Here is a 15147-nt window from a genome sequence, read left to right on the forward strand (position 1 = left end):
TCGGGCGTCCAGGTCGCGGCGCGTAGGCCGGTTCGGTGCGGAATGCCGGCGGGCGCGGTGTCGGGCGTCCAGGCGCCGGCGCGTAGGCCGGTCCGGTACGGAATGCCGGCGGGCGCGCCGCCCAGTGCCCTTGCGCCCGCGCGCACGCCGGTCCGGTACGGAATGCCGGCGGGCGCGGTGTCGGGCGTCCAGGTCGCGGCGCGTAGGCCGGTCCGGTACGGAATGCCGGCGGGCGCGGTGCCGGGTGTCCAGGTCGCGGCGCGTAGGCCGGTCCGGTGCGGAACGCCGGCGGGCGCGGTGCCCAGTGCCCTTGCTCCCGCGCATACGCCCGTCCGGTGCGGAACGCCGGGCGGGCGGGGCGCCCCCTCGTCGGCCCGGGCCGCACGCCGGGGCGGCCCGGCGCGGCCGACGGCACCGGGCGCTGCCCGCGACGCGGCCGCCGACTCCGTTCGACCCCCCGATCGCCACCCCGAGCCCGGGCACCCTCCCGCGCACCATCCCCTGAAGGAGAACGCCAGATGACCACCTCCCGATCCGGAGCATCCGCAGCCACCGGAGCGCACACCCCGGGAGCCGGCCGATGAGAGTCCTGCTGATCGGAGCCAACGGGTACCTCGGCCGTTTCGTCGCCGACCGCCTGCTCGCCGACCCGGCCGTCCAGCTCACCGCCCTCGGCCGCGGCGACGACGCGGACGTCCGCTTCGACCTCGCGACCGGCAGCCCCGGCGCGCTGACCCGCTTCCTCGACGCGGTTCACCCCGGCGTCGTCATCAACTGCGCCGGCGCCACCCGGGGCGGCGCCCGCGAACTCACCCGGCACAACACCGTCGCCGTCGCGACCGTCTGCGAGGCCCTGCGGCGCAGCGGCTGCGGTGCCCGCCTGGTGCAGATCGGCTGCAGCGCCGAGTACGGCCCGAGCCAGCCGGGCTCGTGCACCGCCGAGGACGCCGTGCCCCGCCCCGGCGGGCCCTACGGCGTCAGCAAGCTCGCCGCCACCGAGCTGGTCCTCGGCTCCGGACTCGACGCCGTCGTGCTCCGCGTCTTCTCGCCCGCCGGGCCGGGCACCCCGGCCGGCTCCCCGCTCGGCCGGCTCGCCGAGGCGATGCGCCGCGCCATGCAGTCCGGCGACGGGGAACTCAAACTCGGCGGCCTGGGCGCCCAGCGCGACTTCGTCGACGTCCGCGACGTGGCCCGCGCCGTCCACGCCGCCTCCCTGTCGGCGGCGCAGGGCGTCATCAACATCGGCTCCGGCCGCGCCGTACGGCTGCGGGACGCCGCCGCCGTCCTCGCCCGGGTGGCCGGGTACGGCGGCGCCCTGAACGAACTGGACGGTCCGCCCGGCGGCCACCTCAGGCCCACCATCGGCCACCCCCGCAGCGAGCCGGACCACCCGGCGCCGGTCCCGTACCCGTACCCCGACGGCTGCGGCAGCTGGCAGCAGGCCGACGTGCGCACCGCTCGCGACCGGCTGGGCTGGCGCCCCCGGATCAGCCTGGAGGAGTCCCTCGCCGACATCTGGATGGAGGCGGCATGCCGTATCTGACCAGCACCCCGGCGGGCAGGGCGAGCACCGAGGTCCGCACCGGGTTCGGTGTGCCCGGCTGCGCGCACCCCCTGCTCGCCCCGGCCGAGTGGACGGAGCTCACCCGGCCGGGCAGGCCACTGCACTGGGTGGTCCTGAACGTCGCCGACGGTCCCGGCGTCCGCCCCGACCCGCACTGCCTGGACGCGGCCGGGCGCCTGCGCAACGGGGGCGTGCGGGTGCTCGGCCACCTCGACGCCGCGTACGGTCTGCGGACCCTCGCCGACCTGGCCGCCGACGCGCACCGGTACGCCGAGTGGTACCGCACCGACGGCTTCCTGCTGGACCGCTGCCCGGCCGACCGTGCCGCCCTGCCGGCGGTCCGCCGCCTGGCCGGGGCGCTCCGCGCCCTGCGTGAGGGAGCCCACATCGTCCTCGGCCACGGCACCCACCCGCACCCGGACTACGCCGCGGTCGGCGACCAGTTGGTGACCTTCTCCGGGCCCTGGAGCGACTACCGCTGGTCGCAGGTCGCGGAGTGGACCGCCGACCATCCCCCGGAGCGGTTCTGCCACTTGGTGCACGGCGTCCCGCGCGGGCATCTCGACGAGGCCCTGCGCATCGCCCGCTGGCAGGGCGCGGCGACCATCTGGTTCACCGACCGCACGGACCGCGGCGGCCGCGCCGACCCCTGGGAGTCCCTGCCCGGCTACTGGGACGACATCGTCTCGCGTCTCGGAACAGGTGTCTCGGAATGAAGAAGGCCGTGGCAGTGTTACGGGAAGTACAACCATAGTGATCGACCGACCAACGGAGTCCCCGTGTCGTTGCCACCCCTGGTCGAGCCCGCTCCCGAGCTCACCGTAGACGAGGTTCGCAGGTACTCCCGCCACCTGATCATCCCGGACGTGGGGATGGACGGGCAGAAGCGGCTGAAGAACGCCAAGGTGCTGTGTGTCGGCGCCGGCGGCCTGGGCTCGCCCGCCCTGATGTACCTGGCGGCGGCGGGCGTGGGCACGCTCGGCATCGTGGAGTTCGACGAGGTCGACGAGTCGAACCTGCAGCGTCAGATCATCCACAGCCAGTCCGACATCGGCCGCTCGAAGGCCGAGTCCGCGCGTGACACCGTCAAGGGCATCAACCCGTACGTGAACGTGGTCCTTCACGAGGAGCGGCTCGAGGCCGACAACGTGATGGACATCTTCAGCCAGTACGACCTGATCATCGACGGCACGGACAACTTCGCCACCCGTTACCTGGTCAACGACGCGTGCGTGCTGCTGAACAAGCCGTACGTGTGGGGTTCGATCTACCGCTTCGACGGTCAGGCGTCCGTCTTCTGGTCCGAGCACGGGCCCTGCTACCGCTGCCTCTACCCGGAGCCCCCGCCCCCCGGCATGGTTCCCTCCTGCGCCGAGGGCGGCGTCCTGGGCGTGCTGTGCGCGTCCATCGGCTCCATCCAGGTCAACGAGGCGATCAAGCTCCTGGCCGGCATCGGTGAGCCGCTGGTCGGCCGCCTGATGATCTACGACGCCCTGGAGATGCAGTACCGCCAGGTCAAGGTCCGCAAGGACCCGAACTGCGCGGTCTGCGGCGAGAACCCGACCGTCACCGAGCTCATCGACTACGAGGCCTTCTGCGGCGCCGTGTCCGAGGAGGCCCAGGCGGCCGCCGCCGACTCGACGATCACTCCCAAGCAGCTCAAGGAGTGGATCGACGACGGCGAGAACATCGAGATCATCGATGTGCGCGAGCCCAACGAGTACGAGATCGTCTCGATCCCGGGCGCCCGGCTGGTCCCGAAGAACGAGTTCCTGATGGGCACCGCCCTGGAGGGCCTGCCGCAGGACAAGAAGATCGTCCTGCATTGCAAGACGGGTGTCCGCAGTGCGGAAGTCCTCGCCGTCCTGAAGTCCGCGGGCTTCGCGGACGCGGTCCACGTCGGCGGCGGCGTGATCGGCTGGGTCAACCAGATCGAACCGCACAAGCCCGTCTACTGATCAAGGGTCTCGCCCACCAGCGGGACTGAAGAAGCCCACGGCTCTGACCAGTTCAGATGCTGTGGGCTTCTGTCGTTGTCGGTCGACGTCGGGTGACATCGTACGGCCCAGGGACGGCCCGGACATCGCACCGGGCCGCCGCTGTGGGCTGGGTCCGCTAGCATCCGGGCCGCCGCTGTGGGCTGGGTCCGCTAGCATCCCGGCATCGAGGGGGCAGACATGGCACTGGGCCGTAAGGGAGCGCGGCGCATAGTCGTCGACGGCGCGATCTACCGCTGGCGGCTGCGTCGCAGGCCCACCTACAGCCAGGCCCTCTGCTGGTCGCCGTGTGCTTACGCCGTGGAGCATGCGGATCATCCTGGGACGACTCTCGTCGTCACCACGAACCAGCCTCACACCGGCAACTGGATTGGACGCTCGGGCAATCCGGTACTGCCCTCCGATGTTGCCGACGCTATCCAGGTCGCCCTACTACAGGGTTGGGTCCCCACTCATGCGGGCTCACCGTTTCACCTCGACCAGTCCGCCGGCTTCTCTTCCTCGTTCTGAACTGGCTGGGGGTGAGCACCGCTTTAGGAGTTCGGTCCGAGCGCGGTCCGACTGCTGTCGTCAACCGGCGCGACGGCCGGCGGGAGTCGCCGGCGTGTGCCCCCGTCCGACGTCGTTGATGTCAGCTGTGGATGTCAGATGCCTTCTCATCCGTAGCTCCAGCCGGATCGATCAGCGAAGGCCATACCCGGCCGCTCCGACCGAACGTCTGTCGTCGTAAGTCTTCGGCCGTCATGTGTCACCCAGTAGCACCTGGTGCTACATTGGTTGGTATGAGCGTTCAGCCCGAAATCACCCAACGGGATCTACGCAGCCGGTCCCGAGAGATCATGGATGCCATACAGGGCGGTCAGTCGTTCACCGTCACTCGCGATGGACATCCGATCGGCCAGCTCGTCCCGCTGCGTCGACGCCGCCGGTTCGTCTCCCGCCAGGAGTTCGCCGCTATGTCCAGGACCGCCCCCGGCATCGACCTTGACAGGTTCCGCGCCGATCAGGACGCCACGGCCGACACCTACTCGGACGATCCCTATGAGCGCTGACCGCTCGACGCCTCAGCAGGGCCTCCTCGACACCAACATCATGATTCTGCGCCGCTGGGTGGCACCCGAGGAGCTACCGGACGAAATGGCGATCACCGCCATCACCCTGGCCGAGTTGTCCGCCGGTCCGCACGAGGTCCGTCGTAACGACGAACAGAGCAGCTACGACGAACACGCCGAACGCGCCCGCAGGCTCGACGTCCTGCAACGCGCCGAGAACGAGTTCGATCCCATCCCCTTCGATGCCGAAGCGGCCCGGATCTACGGCCGTATCTGTGCTGCAGTGATCAGCGCCGGCCGCAAGCCACGCCGCCGGGTGGCCGACCTGATGATCGCTGCCATCGCCGTGGCTGAGAACCTTCCCCTCTTCACCACTAACCCCGACGACTTCAAAGGGCTGGACGACCTCCTTACCGTCGTGCCGGTCACGCGCCCGAGGGTGCCCCAAGAAGGCTGACAGCAGGGCACTGGTGTGGTGGGAGCGCACCGGGGCACGGATGTGATCACGCAGCAGCCTCGGCCTGGTGGCCCTGCGTATCGAGGACGCCGGCGAGCTCATGCAATTGTGGGCTGACTTCATGGTGCGTGGCTCGCTTGGGCTGGCGGAGCACCGGTGACTGCATCACTGATCTTTCACAGGGACCAGGGCCGCCCGATCAACCGCAACGATTTCAACCGCCAGGCCTGGCGCCCGGCTCTCGATGCGGCGGGCGTCCCTCTCGGTCGGGCGAGCGGAATGCACGCGCTGAGGCACTTCTACGCCTCCGTCCTCCTGGACGCGGGCGAGAGCATCAAGGCCCTGTCCGAGTATTTGGGCACCACGATCCCGGCTTCACGCTCCGGACGTACACGCACCTGATGCCGAGCAGCGAGAAGCGGACCCGAGAGGCAGTGAACCGTGCCTTCGCGGACGGCCCGGACACCGATGACGGCCCCACGACGGCCCAGGAGGGGCGATCATGCGGGGAACCAGCAGGCCACGCCTTACATCGCCTGACTCGCCCGTCTACTGATCAAGGGTCTCGCCCACCAGCGAGGCTGACGAAGCCCACGGCTCCGACCAGTTCGGAGCCGTGGGCTTCTGCCGTTGCCCGGCAGGCGCAGCCGGGGCTTGTAGCCCCTCGTTCCGCGGAGTGTTTGCAGCGCAGTGGGGAAGGAGTCGGAGCGGGAGGGAGTACAGGAGACGACTGTGACCGTCCTCGCGATCCTTCTCCTCATCATCGGGACGCTCCTGGTCCTCATCGGGGCGCTGGTGATCCTCGTCGGGATGTTCCTGATCGCCGTCGGGGCGATTCTGGTCCTCATGGGGATGACCCTCATCGGCATGGGCGCGTACCTGCTGATCCGGAGACTTCTCGGTCATGACCGGGACCGGTCCCACGGGTGGTGAACCGGGTCAGGAGCAGACCGTGCCGGCCGCCGGGAGCCGTCCGTCGAGCAGGTAGCCGTTCACCGCGCCCTGCACGCACCGGTTCCTGCTGTCGTAGGCGCCGTGCCCCTGCCCCCGGTAGGTCAGTTCGACCCCGACGCCCTTGCCCAGGGCGTTCACCATCTTCTGCGCGCCCTCGTACGGTGTGGCCGGGTCGCCGGTGTTGCCCACGACCAGGATCGGCGCCGCGCCCGGCGCGCTCACGTCGGGATGGTCGGCCGCGCCGGGCACGGCCCAGTCGGTGCAGCTGAGCAGGGACCAGGCCAGGAAGTCGCCGAACAGCGGGGAGGCGGTGCGGAACGCGGGCAGCTTCCCCTCCACGTAGGCGGGCGAGTACCGGGGCCTGTCGTCGGAGCAGTTGATGGCGGCGTTCGCGGCGGCGAGGTTGCTGTACTCGCCGTTCTCGTTGCGGCCGTTCATCGCGTCGGACAGCGTCATCAGTATCCGGCCGTCGCCCGCGTAGGCCTGTTCCAGCCCCTCGGTCAGGTACTCCCAGAAGTCCTCGGAGTACAGGGCCTGCGCGATGCCGCTGGTCGCGGCGGTCTGGGTCAGCCGACGCGGCGGGACGCCCGGGATCGGCTTGCCGTCCAGGTCGGCGAGCAGCTTGGCGATGCGGTTCTTGACGTCCTGCGGGGTGTCGCCGATCGGGCACTCGGAGACCTGCGAGGTGCAGTCCTGCGCGAAGTTGTCGAGCGCGAGCTGGAATCCCTCGGCCTGGCCGAGCGAGCCCTGCTCGGGGTTCTGCGTGGGGTCGACGACCGCGTCGAACACGGCCCGCCCCACGTTGCGCGGGAACAGGTGGGCGTAGACGCCGCCCAGTTCGGTGCCGTAGGAGATGCCGAAGTAGTGCAGCTTGGCGTCGCCGAGGACCTGGCGCATGAGGTCCATGTCCCGGGCCGCGTCGGTGGTGCGCACGTGCCCCAGGACCTTCTTGGAGTTCTTCTCGCACGCGGCGTTGAACTGTTTGGTGTTGTTCAGGTACGCGGTGCGCTCGGCGGCGTTGTCGGGCGTCGAGTCCTGCTGGAAGTACCGGTCGAGCTGGGCGTCGCTCTCGCACGTCACCGGCGCGCTGCGGCCGACGCCACGAGGGTCGAAGCTCACCAGGTCGTAGCGCGTGCGCAGCGCCGCGTAGTCCCCGGCGAAGGCGGGCAGCGTGGTCACGCCGGAGCCGCCCGGGCCGCCGAAGTTGAACACCAGCGAGCCGATGCGCGCGCCCGGGCCGCTCGCCGTCGCCCTGATCAGGGCGATCCCGATCGTGTCGCCGTCGGGCTTCGCCCAGTCCAGGGGCGCCCGCATCGTGGCGCACTGCCACGTGCCGCCGTTCGGCAGCGGTGACGGGGCCGGACCGCCGCCCTCCGCCTCGGACGGGGCCGGGCACTCCGCCCAGTTCAGCTTCTGGACGGTCAGGTCCTCGGCCTCGCTGTCGCCGCCGCAGCCCGCCAGCAGGGAGGACAGCAGGACGGCGGTGGCGGTCAGGGCGGCGGCGCGCAGCCCGCGGGCGTTCTGCATGCGTCCATCCTCACGCCCCGGGTGGCACCCCGCGCGGGACGTACGCCGTCCGGGGCATGCGCGGCGGCCGCGGCCGCCTACAGGGCGCCCTTGCGCGTGAGGTGGTTGAAGGCGAGCCAGCCCGGCAGCACGGGCAGCCACAGGGTCAGCAGCCGGAACATCAGCACCGCGGGCGCGGCCACCTCCTTGGGCAGTCCCACGGCGATCAGGCCGACCGTGAGGGTCGCCTCGACCGCCCCGACGCCGCCCGGCGTCGGGGCGGCGGAACCGAGGGCGTTGCCGGCCAGGAAGACCACGGCGACACTGGCGATGCTGATCGAGGTCGAGTCGTCGCCGAACGCCCGGATCGACGCGTCCAGGCACATCACGAAGCAGGCGGTCAGCAGGAGCATGCCGCCGATGCCGGTGACCAGCTTCTGCGGCCGCTGCAGCACGTCGAGCATGCGCGGCACGACACCCGCGAAGAGCGACCGCACGCGGGTCACGACGAACTTCCGCAGGAACGGCACCGACGTGACCACGAGCACGAGCACGGCGACCGTCAGCAGACCTGCGATGACCGTCCGGGACGGCGACAGCGACGGCGTCTTCTCGGTGCCCGTCAGATAGCCGAAGGACAGCAGCATCAGGATGTGGCAGCCGAGTCCGAACAGCTGCGAGGCGCCGACGCTCGCCACCGCGAGCCCGGGGCGCACGCCCGCGCGCTGGAGGAAGCGGGTGTTCAGGGCCACGCCGCCGACGGCGGCCGGCGCCACGATCTTCACGAACGACCCGGCCACCTGTGCGGCGACGGTCCGCAGGAACGGCACCCGCTCCGGCACGAACCCCAGCAGCGCCATCGCCGCCGCGACGTAGCTCAGCGCGGAGAACAGCGCCGCCGCCGCGAGCCAGCCCCACTGCGCGTGGGCGAACAGGGTGCCGAACTGGATGTGGGTGAGCTGCGTCAGCAGGTAGTACGCGCCGATGGCGCCCGCGATGAAACTGATCAGCGTGCGGGGCCGGATCCGCTCCAGCCGGGCGGGCTCGACCGGCGCCTGCGGCCGGATCAGGAGGACCTGGTGGCGGATCTGCGTGAGCAGGTCCTCCTCGCGGGCCTCCTCCAGCGCCTCGTCGATGGCCCGCTTCTCCGCCCGCGCCTCCGCGCGCACGGTCTTCTTGTCGGGCTTCTCCAGAGCGACGGGCCCGGCCTCGGCGGTGGCCGCCTCCAGGCGGGCCTGCTTGGCCTGACGGGACGCCTCCAGCACCGCCTCCCGCTCCCGGTTCGCCCGCTCCCGGGCCAGTCTGCGCAGCGTCGCGCGCGTGGAGCGCGTCAGCGCGATGGGCTGCAGCATCGGCAGGCAGTCGGCGACGGCGTCGGGGCCCAGCACGCCGACCGCCGAGGCGACGGCACGCTCGGCGCCCACCCGCAGCCCCAGCGTCGTCACCAGCTGGGCGACGTCCATGCGCAGCAGCAGGTCACCCGCCGCGATCTCGCCGCCGCGCAGGTCGGTGAGGATCACCCGGCCCGAACGGTCCACCAGGATGGCGTCGCCGGCCAGCCTGCGGTGCGCGATGCGGCGCGACTGCAGGGCCTGCACCTGCTGCCACGTGTGGTGCAGCAGCTCGTCGGTGATCTCCTCGTCCGCCAGCGAGTCGAGGGTGCGGCCGCCGGTGTGCTCGTAGACCAGCATCACGGCGTCGGGGCCGAGCTCGGAGGTCGCGATCAGCTTGGGCGCGTTGGCGCCGGCCGCGATGGCCGCGTAGGCGAGCAGCGCCTCCTGCTCCAAAGCCTGGCGCAGCGACTGCAGACTGCTGCGGGTGGCGAAGCCGCGCAGCGTGATGTTGCGCCACAGGCGGTAGAAGAAGCCCTGGGCCTGCTGCTCCCGGTCGACCACCGTGACGTCCAGCGGCGGACCGTCATCCAGCGTGACGAAGTAGCGCCGTCCGCGGTCGCCGGCGTCCGCCGTCTCCGCCGCGTCCTCCCGGGAGGCGGTCACCGGGCGGAACCCGACGGTGCGCAGGCCCGCCATCAGCGTGCGCCCGGTGGGACGGACGTTGGGCGAGCCGACCGCGTACAGCGTGCCGTAGGCGACCGACCAGCCGATCAGCAGCGTCAGGACGATCGAGAAGGGGGTCGTGTAGCCGGTGACGAGCATCGAGAAGGCGTCGAGCGCCAGCACGATGTACAGCACCGCGCGCCAGCGCGGTCTGCGGGACATGCCGACGGCCGTCATGTACGCGATGACCGGGGCGAGGTAGCCGTGCACCGGGTCGGTCAGGGCGTGGATGTCGCCGGGGGAGGGCTGGGTCAGCGCCTCCTGGATCGAGTCCGGGGCGGCCTTGGCGACCCACAGGTCGGTGGCGAGGGTCACCCCGTGCGCGAGGACGGCCGCGAGCACGCCGTCGGCGATGCGCAGCCCGTCCCGTTTGATCAGCCGTTCGATCGCGAAGGCCACCGGGACGAGCAGGATCGCGATGCTGGACGCCAGCCCGGCGATCTTGATGAGCAGGTCGGGTGCCTGCCCGGTGCCCTTGTTGATGTCCTGTTCGAGGCCCGAGGTGGTGCCGTGCGCGAACGCGGCGATCGCCAGGAGCACCACGATGGCGAACACGGAGACCAGCAGCCGCATGAGGTCGGAGGGACGGTGCACGCGTGCGGGGAGCAGCGGTTCGTCGCCCTCCACCTCGTCGATGTGCGCGACATCGGCCCCGTCGGCGGGCTTGCGGTCCGCGGCGGCGGCCCGGGCCGGTTTCCCGTCCGCGCCGGCGGCGGCCCGGGTGGGCTCCGGGGCCGGGCCCGTGCCGGCCCGGCCGGGCTTCCGGTCGGAGCCCGTCGCGGTCTCGGCGGGCTCCGGGTCCACGCCGGTGACGGCCCGGGCCGGGTTCCGGGGTGTGCCGGTGGCGGCTCGGGCCGGCTGCCCGTCCGCGCCGGTGCCGGCTTCGGACGGCTCCCCGTCCGTGTCCGCGGCGGCGGCGCCCTCGGCGGGCGTCCCGTCCGCCTCGCCGCCGTCCTCACGCGCGGCCCGCGCGTCCGCCCCGATGGGCGCCTCATCGCCGTCCGGCCCGGCCGTGCCGGCGGTGTCAGGGCGTGACGAGACCCCAGAGGTGCCCTCCGCGTCGTCGGGGTGCACACCCTGCTGCTTCATGATCTCTTCTTGGTCTCGTATCACCGGTCACCGCCCGCACGATGGTGGCATGCCCCACCGGCACACGCGGGCATCAGGGTGCACATGCGGGGAAGCGCACAGTCTGCCCGAAGCGCCGCCGCCGGGCGAGGGCCGCGCGCGGTCCCGCGGGCGCCGCGTTGTCGGTGGGGTGGGGCAGGATGGGACGGATGAGTCACGAGAGCCTCCCGGACGAGGTCCGTCCGGAACGTCCGCACGACGTGCGCGGCGAGCCCGCGGACACGCTGCCCGCGTACGCCGAGCGGGTCCTGGAGGTCGCCGAGCTGATTCCGCCGGGGCGTGTCATGACGTACGGGGACGTCGCCGAATGGCTCGAGGAGGGCGGCCCCCGCCAGGTCGGCCGGGTCATGGCCCTGTACGGCGGTGCCGTCCCCTGGTGGCGCGTGGTGCGCGCCGACGGGGTGCTGCTCCCGGGACACGAGCTGCGCGCGCTCGGCCACTACCGCGCGGAGGGCACGCCCCTGAGGGAGGCGGGCAGAACGGCCGACGGCCACGTGCCGCGCATCGACATGAGGCGGGCCCGGTGGGACGGCGGCGCACGTGCGGCAGGTCACACCTGACAGCTTCCGCCATCGGAGCGGCCGCCGGGGAGCCCTTGCCCCGTACGGGCGAACCGGGGCACGCCCGGCGCATGCCGTACGTTCGTGCGTGGGGGGACGCACGGGACGGCAGCGCCGGGAGCGAAGGAGGGGAAGCCCTGCTTCCGCACCGGGCCGCGGCGTAGCGTCGGCTGCGCGTGTCCCCCTCACCCCGCGGTCACCACCCGCCACCCGCGGCCGTCCGGCCGCGCGGCGCCGCCGCGCCGTGCGAGCGACACACCCCAGCACACCCACCAGGACCGGCGAACCACGTGAGCTCCTCTTCCTCCACCAGGCACCTGACGCACCCCCGGGCGCGCCAGGGGAACCGTGGCGCCTACCGGCTGGTGCGTACTCCGCCGGCCCGGCCGGGTCCCCCCCGTCTGGACGCCGTACAGCGCGCCGTGGTTGACCACGAGGCCGGCCCGCTGCTCGTCCTCGCGGGGCCGGGCACGGGCAAGACCACCACCCTCGTCGAGTCCGTGGCCGCGCGGCTGGAACGCGGCGGCGACCCCGAGCGCATCCTCGTCCTGACGTTCAGCCGCAAGGCGGCCGTCGAGCTCCGCGACCGCATGGCCCTGCGCGTCGGAGCGGCCCGCGCCCCCCGGGCGACCACCTTCCACTCGTTCTGCTACGCCCTGGTCCGCGCCCACCAGGACAGCGACCTGTTCGTGGAGCCGATGCGGCTGCTGTCCGGCCCCGAGCAGGACGTGACCGTCCGGGAGCTGCTCGCCGGCCAGCTCGACCTGGAGAAGCTCGGCCTGGCGCACGTGCGCTGGCCCGACGAGCTGCGCGCCTGCCTGACCACCCGCGGGTTCGCCGACGAGGTCCGCGCGGTCCTCGCCCGCAGCCGTGAGCTCGGGCTGGGCCCGCGTGCCCTGGAGGCCTTCGCCCGCCGCATCGGCCGCCCCGACTGGCAGGCCGCGGCGGCCTTCCTGGCCGAGTACCTCGACGTCCTCGACCTCCAGGGCGTGCTCGACTACGCGGAGCTCGTCCACCGCGCCGTGCTCCTCGCCCGCCGCCCCGGCGTCGCCGAGGCGCTCGCCGCCCGGTACGACGCCGTCTACGTCGACGAGTACCAGGACACCGACCCGGCCCAGGTGCGCCTGCTGCACGCCCTGGCCGGCGGTGGCCGCACCCTGCTCGCGTTCGGCGACCCGGACCAGTCGATCTACGCCTTCCGGGGCGCGGACGTGAACGGCATCCTGGAGTTCCCGCAGACCTTCGCCCGCGCGGACGGCCGCCCCGCGCCCGTGCAGGTCCTGCGCACCTCCCGGCGCTCCGGCGCCGCGCTCCTGGCCGCCACACGGCTGCTGACCCGGCGCATGCCGCTGACCCGGCTGCCGGCCGAGAAGGTGCGCGCCCACCGCGACCTCGCACCGGCCCGGGACGGCGGCCGCGTCGAGGTCCACACGTACCCGACGCCGGGCACGGAGCTGGACAACATCGCCGACATCCTGCGCCGCGCCCACCTGGAGGACGGCGTCCCCTGGCGTGAGATGGCCGTCCTGGTACGGGCCGGCGCCCGCACCCTCCCGGCGGTGCGGCGCGCCCTGACGGCCGCGGGGGTGCCCGTGGACGTGGACGGCGACGACCTGCCGCTGCGGCGCGAACCGGCGGTGGCACCCCTGCTGACGGCGCTGCGCGCCGTCGCCACGGCGGAGGCGGCCCGGCGTCCCGACGCGGGTCGTGCGGAAGCGGATCGTTCCGGAACAAATCGTTCCGGAACGGATCGTTCCAGGGCGGATCGTGACGCAACGGAGCGGCCTCCCGGCCCCGGGGAGCAGGACCCGTCCGGCCGGCCGGACACCCGGGCGGAGCAGGACACGTCCGGGGAGCCGGAACAGGACGCCTGCTGGCTCGACACCGAGACCGCCCTCACCCTCCTCGCCTCGCCCCTCGCCGGCATGGACGCCGCCGACCTGCGCCGGCTCGGGCGCGCCCTGCGCGACGAGGAGCGGGCCGCGGGCAATCCGCTGCCGCCCCCCTCGGACGACCTGCTCGCGCGGGCGCTCGCCGAACCGGAACGGCTCGTCGCGCACGACCCCACGTACGCGCGGGGCGCCCAGCGCCTCGGCGCGCTGCTCCGCAAGGCCAGGGAGCGCCTGGCGGGCGGTGGCACGGCGGAGGAGGCGCTGTGGGACCTGTGGGAGGGGACGCCGTGGCCCACCCGCCTGGAGCGGGCGGCCCGGCGCGGCGGCGCGGCCGGCCGCAACGCCGACCGGGACCTGGACGCCGTGTGCGCGCTGTTCGCGACCGCGGCCCGCGCGGAGGAGCGCACCGGCGGCCGGGGCGCGCTGAACTTCCTGGAGGAGATCGAGGCCGAGGACATCGCGGCCGACACGCTCACCCGGCGGGCGATACGCCCGGACGCCGTGCGCCTGATGACCGCGCACCGCTCCAAGGGCCTGGAGTGGCGGCTGGTGGTCGTGGCCGGCGTCCAGGAGGGCCTGTGGCCGGACCTGCGGCGCCGCGGCTCGCTGCTGGAGGCCGACCGCATCGGCCGGGACGGGCTCGCCGCGCCGCTCACGCCCGGGGCGCTGCTGGCCGAGGAGCGCCGCCTGTTCTACGTGGCCGCCACCCGCGCACGGGAACGCCTCGTCGTCACCGCGGTGAAGGCCCCCGCGGACGACGGCGACCAGCCCTCGCGCTTCCTCACCGAACTCGGCGTCGAACCCAAGGACGTCACGGGCCGTCCGCGCCGTCCCCTGTCCGTGGCGGCGCTGGTCGCCGAGCTGCGCGCCACGACGGTCGACCCGCGCGTGTCGGACACCCTGCGGCAGGCCGCCGCCCACCGGCTGGCCCGGCTGGCGGCGCTCGCCGACGAGGACGGCCGTCCACTGGTGCCGGCCGCGCACCCCTACCGCTGGTGGGGCCTGGAGGAGCCGACCGAGAGCAAGGTGCCGCTGCGCGACCGCGACCAGCCCGTGGTGCTGTCCGGGAGCGCCCTGGACCAGCTCGCGAACACCTGCTCCCTGCAGTGGTTCCTCGGCCGTGAGGTCAAGGCCGACGCGCCCGCGACCGCCGCGCAGGGCTTCGGCAACGTGGTGCACGTCCTCGCCGACGAGGTCGCCTCCGGACGCACCCCCGCCGACCTCGCCGTCCTCATGGAGCGCCTGGAGACGGTGTGGAACGCGCTCGCCTTCGACGCGCCGTGGAAGTCGGCGCAGGAGAAGGAGAACGCGCGCGTCGCCCTGGAGCGCTTCCTGAAGTGGCACGTGCTGGAGCGCACGGGCCGTACCCCGGTGGCCGGCGAGCACGACTTCGACGTGACCCTGATGGCGGGCGAGTACCGGGTGCGCGTCCGCGGGTCCATGGACCGGGTGGAGGCCGACGGCGAGGGCCGCGCCTACGTCGTCGACTTCAAGACCGGCAAGCAGGCGCCCACGTCCGCCGAGGTCGCCCGACACCCGCAGCTCGCCGTCTACCAGCTCGCCGTCCGCGAGGGCGCAGTCGACGAGCTGTTCGACGGGAACCGGCCCGAACTGGGCGGCGCCGAGCTGGTCCAGCTGCGCCAGGGCGCCGCGAAACGGGACGGCGGGGAGGCCCTGCCCAAGGTGCAGGCCCAGGAGCCGCCGTCGGGGGAGTGGGTCGGCGAGCTGCTGGCCACCGCCGCCGGGAAGGTGCTCGACGAACGGTTCGCACCGACGGCCGGGCAGCACTGCGCCCACTGCTCCTTCCGGGCGTCCTGCAGCGCGCGTCCGGAGGGGCGGCACGTGGTGGAGTGACCGGCGCGGAGCGGACCCCTGCGCGCGGTCCGGGTGCGGGTTCCGGGCGCGGGCGGGGCGGCGAGACGCGCCACAGGTCCGGGTCGGCCGCTCGAAGCGCGCGTCCCGGCCGGCGGCCGCGGGGGT

10 protein-coding genes and 1 pseudogene are annotated in these 15147 nt (G+C 73.2%); 9 read left to right on the plus strand and 2 right to left on the minus strand.

The genetic code is table 11. The annotated features are described in order from the left end of the window. Nucleotides 1-580: 580 nt before the first annotated feature. The 7 genes and pseudogenes from ABZ920_RS15160 (at nt 581) to ABZ920_RS15190 (ending at nt 6003) form a co-directional block, all read left to right on the plus strand. On the plus strand, nt 581-1543 hold the full coding sequence (locus tag ABZ920_RS15160; protein WP_361503815.1) for an NAD-dependent epimerase/dehydratase family protein: 963 nt from the start codon (nt 581-583) through the stop codon (nt 1541-1543). After that, nucleotides 1531-2280, plus strand: a complete 750-nt coding sequence (locus ABZ920_RS15165) for a spherulation-specific family 4 protein (protein ID WP_361503818.1) — start codon at nt 1531-1533, stop codon at nt 2278-2280. Before ABZ920_RS15160 ends, ABZ920_RS15165 begins: the two co-directional genes overlap by 13 nt. A gap of 63 nt (nt 2281-2343) precedes the next feature. After that, on the plus strand, nt 2344-3522 hold the full coding sequence (moeZ, locus tag ABZ920_RS15170) for an adenylyltransferase/sulfurtransferase MoeZ (RefSeq protein ID WP_361503821.1): 1179 nt from the start codon (nt 2344-2346) through the stop codon (nt 3520-3522). 821 nt (nt 3523-4343) lie between these two features. Continuing rightward, complete coding sequence (locus tag ABZ920_RS15175; protein WP_361503824.1) at nt 4344-4613, plus strand: prevent-host-death protein; 270 nt, start codon at nt 4344-4346, stop codon at nt 4611-4613. Then, entirely contained in the window at nt 4603-5070 is a 468-nt protein-coding gene (locus ABZ920_RS15180) for a type II toxin-antitoxin system VapC family toxin (protein ID WP_361503827.1), read from the plus strand. Before ABZ920_RS15175 ends, ABZ920_RS15180 begins: the two co-directional genes overlap by 11 nt. Nucleotides 5071-5226: 156 nt before the next feature. Continuing rightward, nucleotides 5227-5513 (plus strand): annotated as a pseudogene (locus ABZ920_RS15185) (tyrosine-type recombinase/integrase); the annotation flags it as partial. A 289-nt stretch (nt 5514-5802) separates the two neighbouring features. Then, on the plus strand, nt 5803-6003 hold the full coding sequence (locus ABZ920_RS15190; protein WP_361503829.1) for a hypothetical protein: 201 nt from the start codon (nt 5803-5805) through the stop codon (nt 6001-6003). Between the two features lie 6 nt (nt 6004-6009). Here the strand turns inward: ABZ920_RS15190 and ABZ920_RS15195 are convergent, their stop codons facing one another. Both ABZ920_RS15195 and ABZ920_RS15200 read right to left on the minus strand, forming a co-directional pair. After that, the gene (locus tag ABZ920_RS15195; RefSeq protein WP_361503832.1) at nt 6010-7551 is read right to left on the minus strand and encodes an alpha/beta hydrolase; all 1542 of its coding nucleotides are present in this window, start codon (nt 7549-7551) and stop codon (nt 6010-6012) included. Between the two features lie 77 nt (nt 7552-7628). Continuing rightward, a complete protein-coding gene (locus tag ABZ920_RS15200; protein WP_361503835.1) occupies nt 7629-10676 on the minus strand; it encodes a lysylphosphatidylglycerol synthase domain-containing protein in 3048 nt (1015 codons plus the stop codon). A 188-nt stretch (nt 10677-10864) separates the two neighbouring features. Here ABZ920_RS15200 and ABZ920_RS15205 point away from each other — a divergent pair, with 188 nt between their 5' ends. Together ABZ920_RS15205 and ABZ920_RS15210 are read left to right on the plus strand one after the other, a co-directional pair. Continuing rightward, on the plus strand, nt 10865-11275 hold the full coding sequence (locus ABZ920_RS15205) for an MGMT family protein (protein ID WP_361503838.1): 411 nt from the start codon (nt 10865-10867) through the stop codon (nt 11273-11275). Between the two features lie 290 nt (nt 11276-11565). Further along, nucleotides 11566-15021 (plus strand): ATP-dependent DNA helicase, encoded by a 3456-nt coding sequence (locus ABZ920_RS15210; RefSeq protein ID WP_361503841.1) that lies wholly within the window; start codon nt 11566-11568, stop codon nt 15019-15021. Nucleotides 15022-15147: the final 126 nt, after the last annotated feature.

Origin of the sequence: Streptomyces sp. NPDC046831 (assembly GCF_040645305.1) — a bacterium.
Classification (GTDB): Bacteria; Actinomycetota; Actinomycetes; order Streptomycetales; family Streptomycetaceae; genus Streptomyces.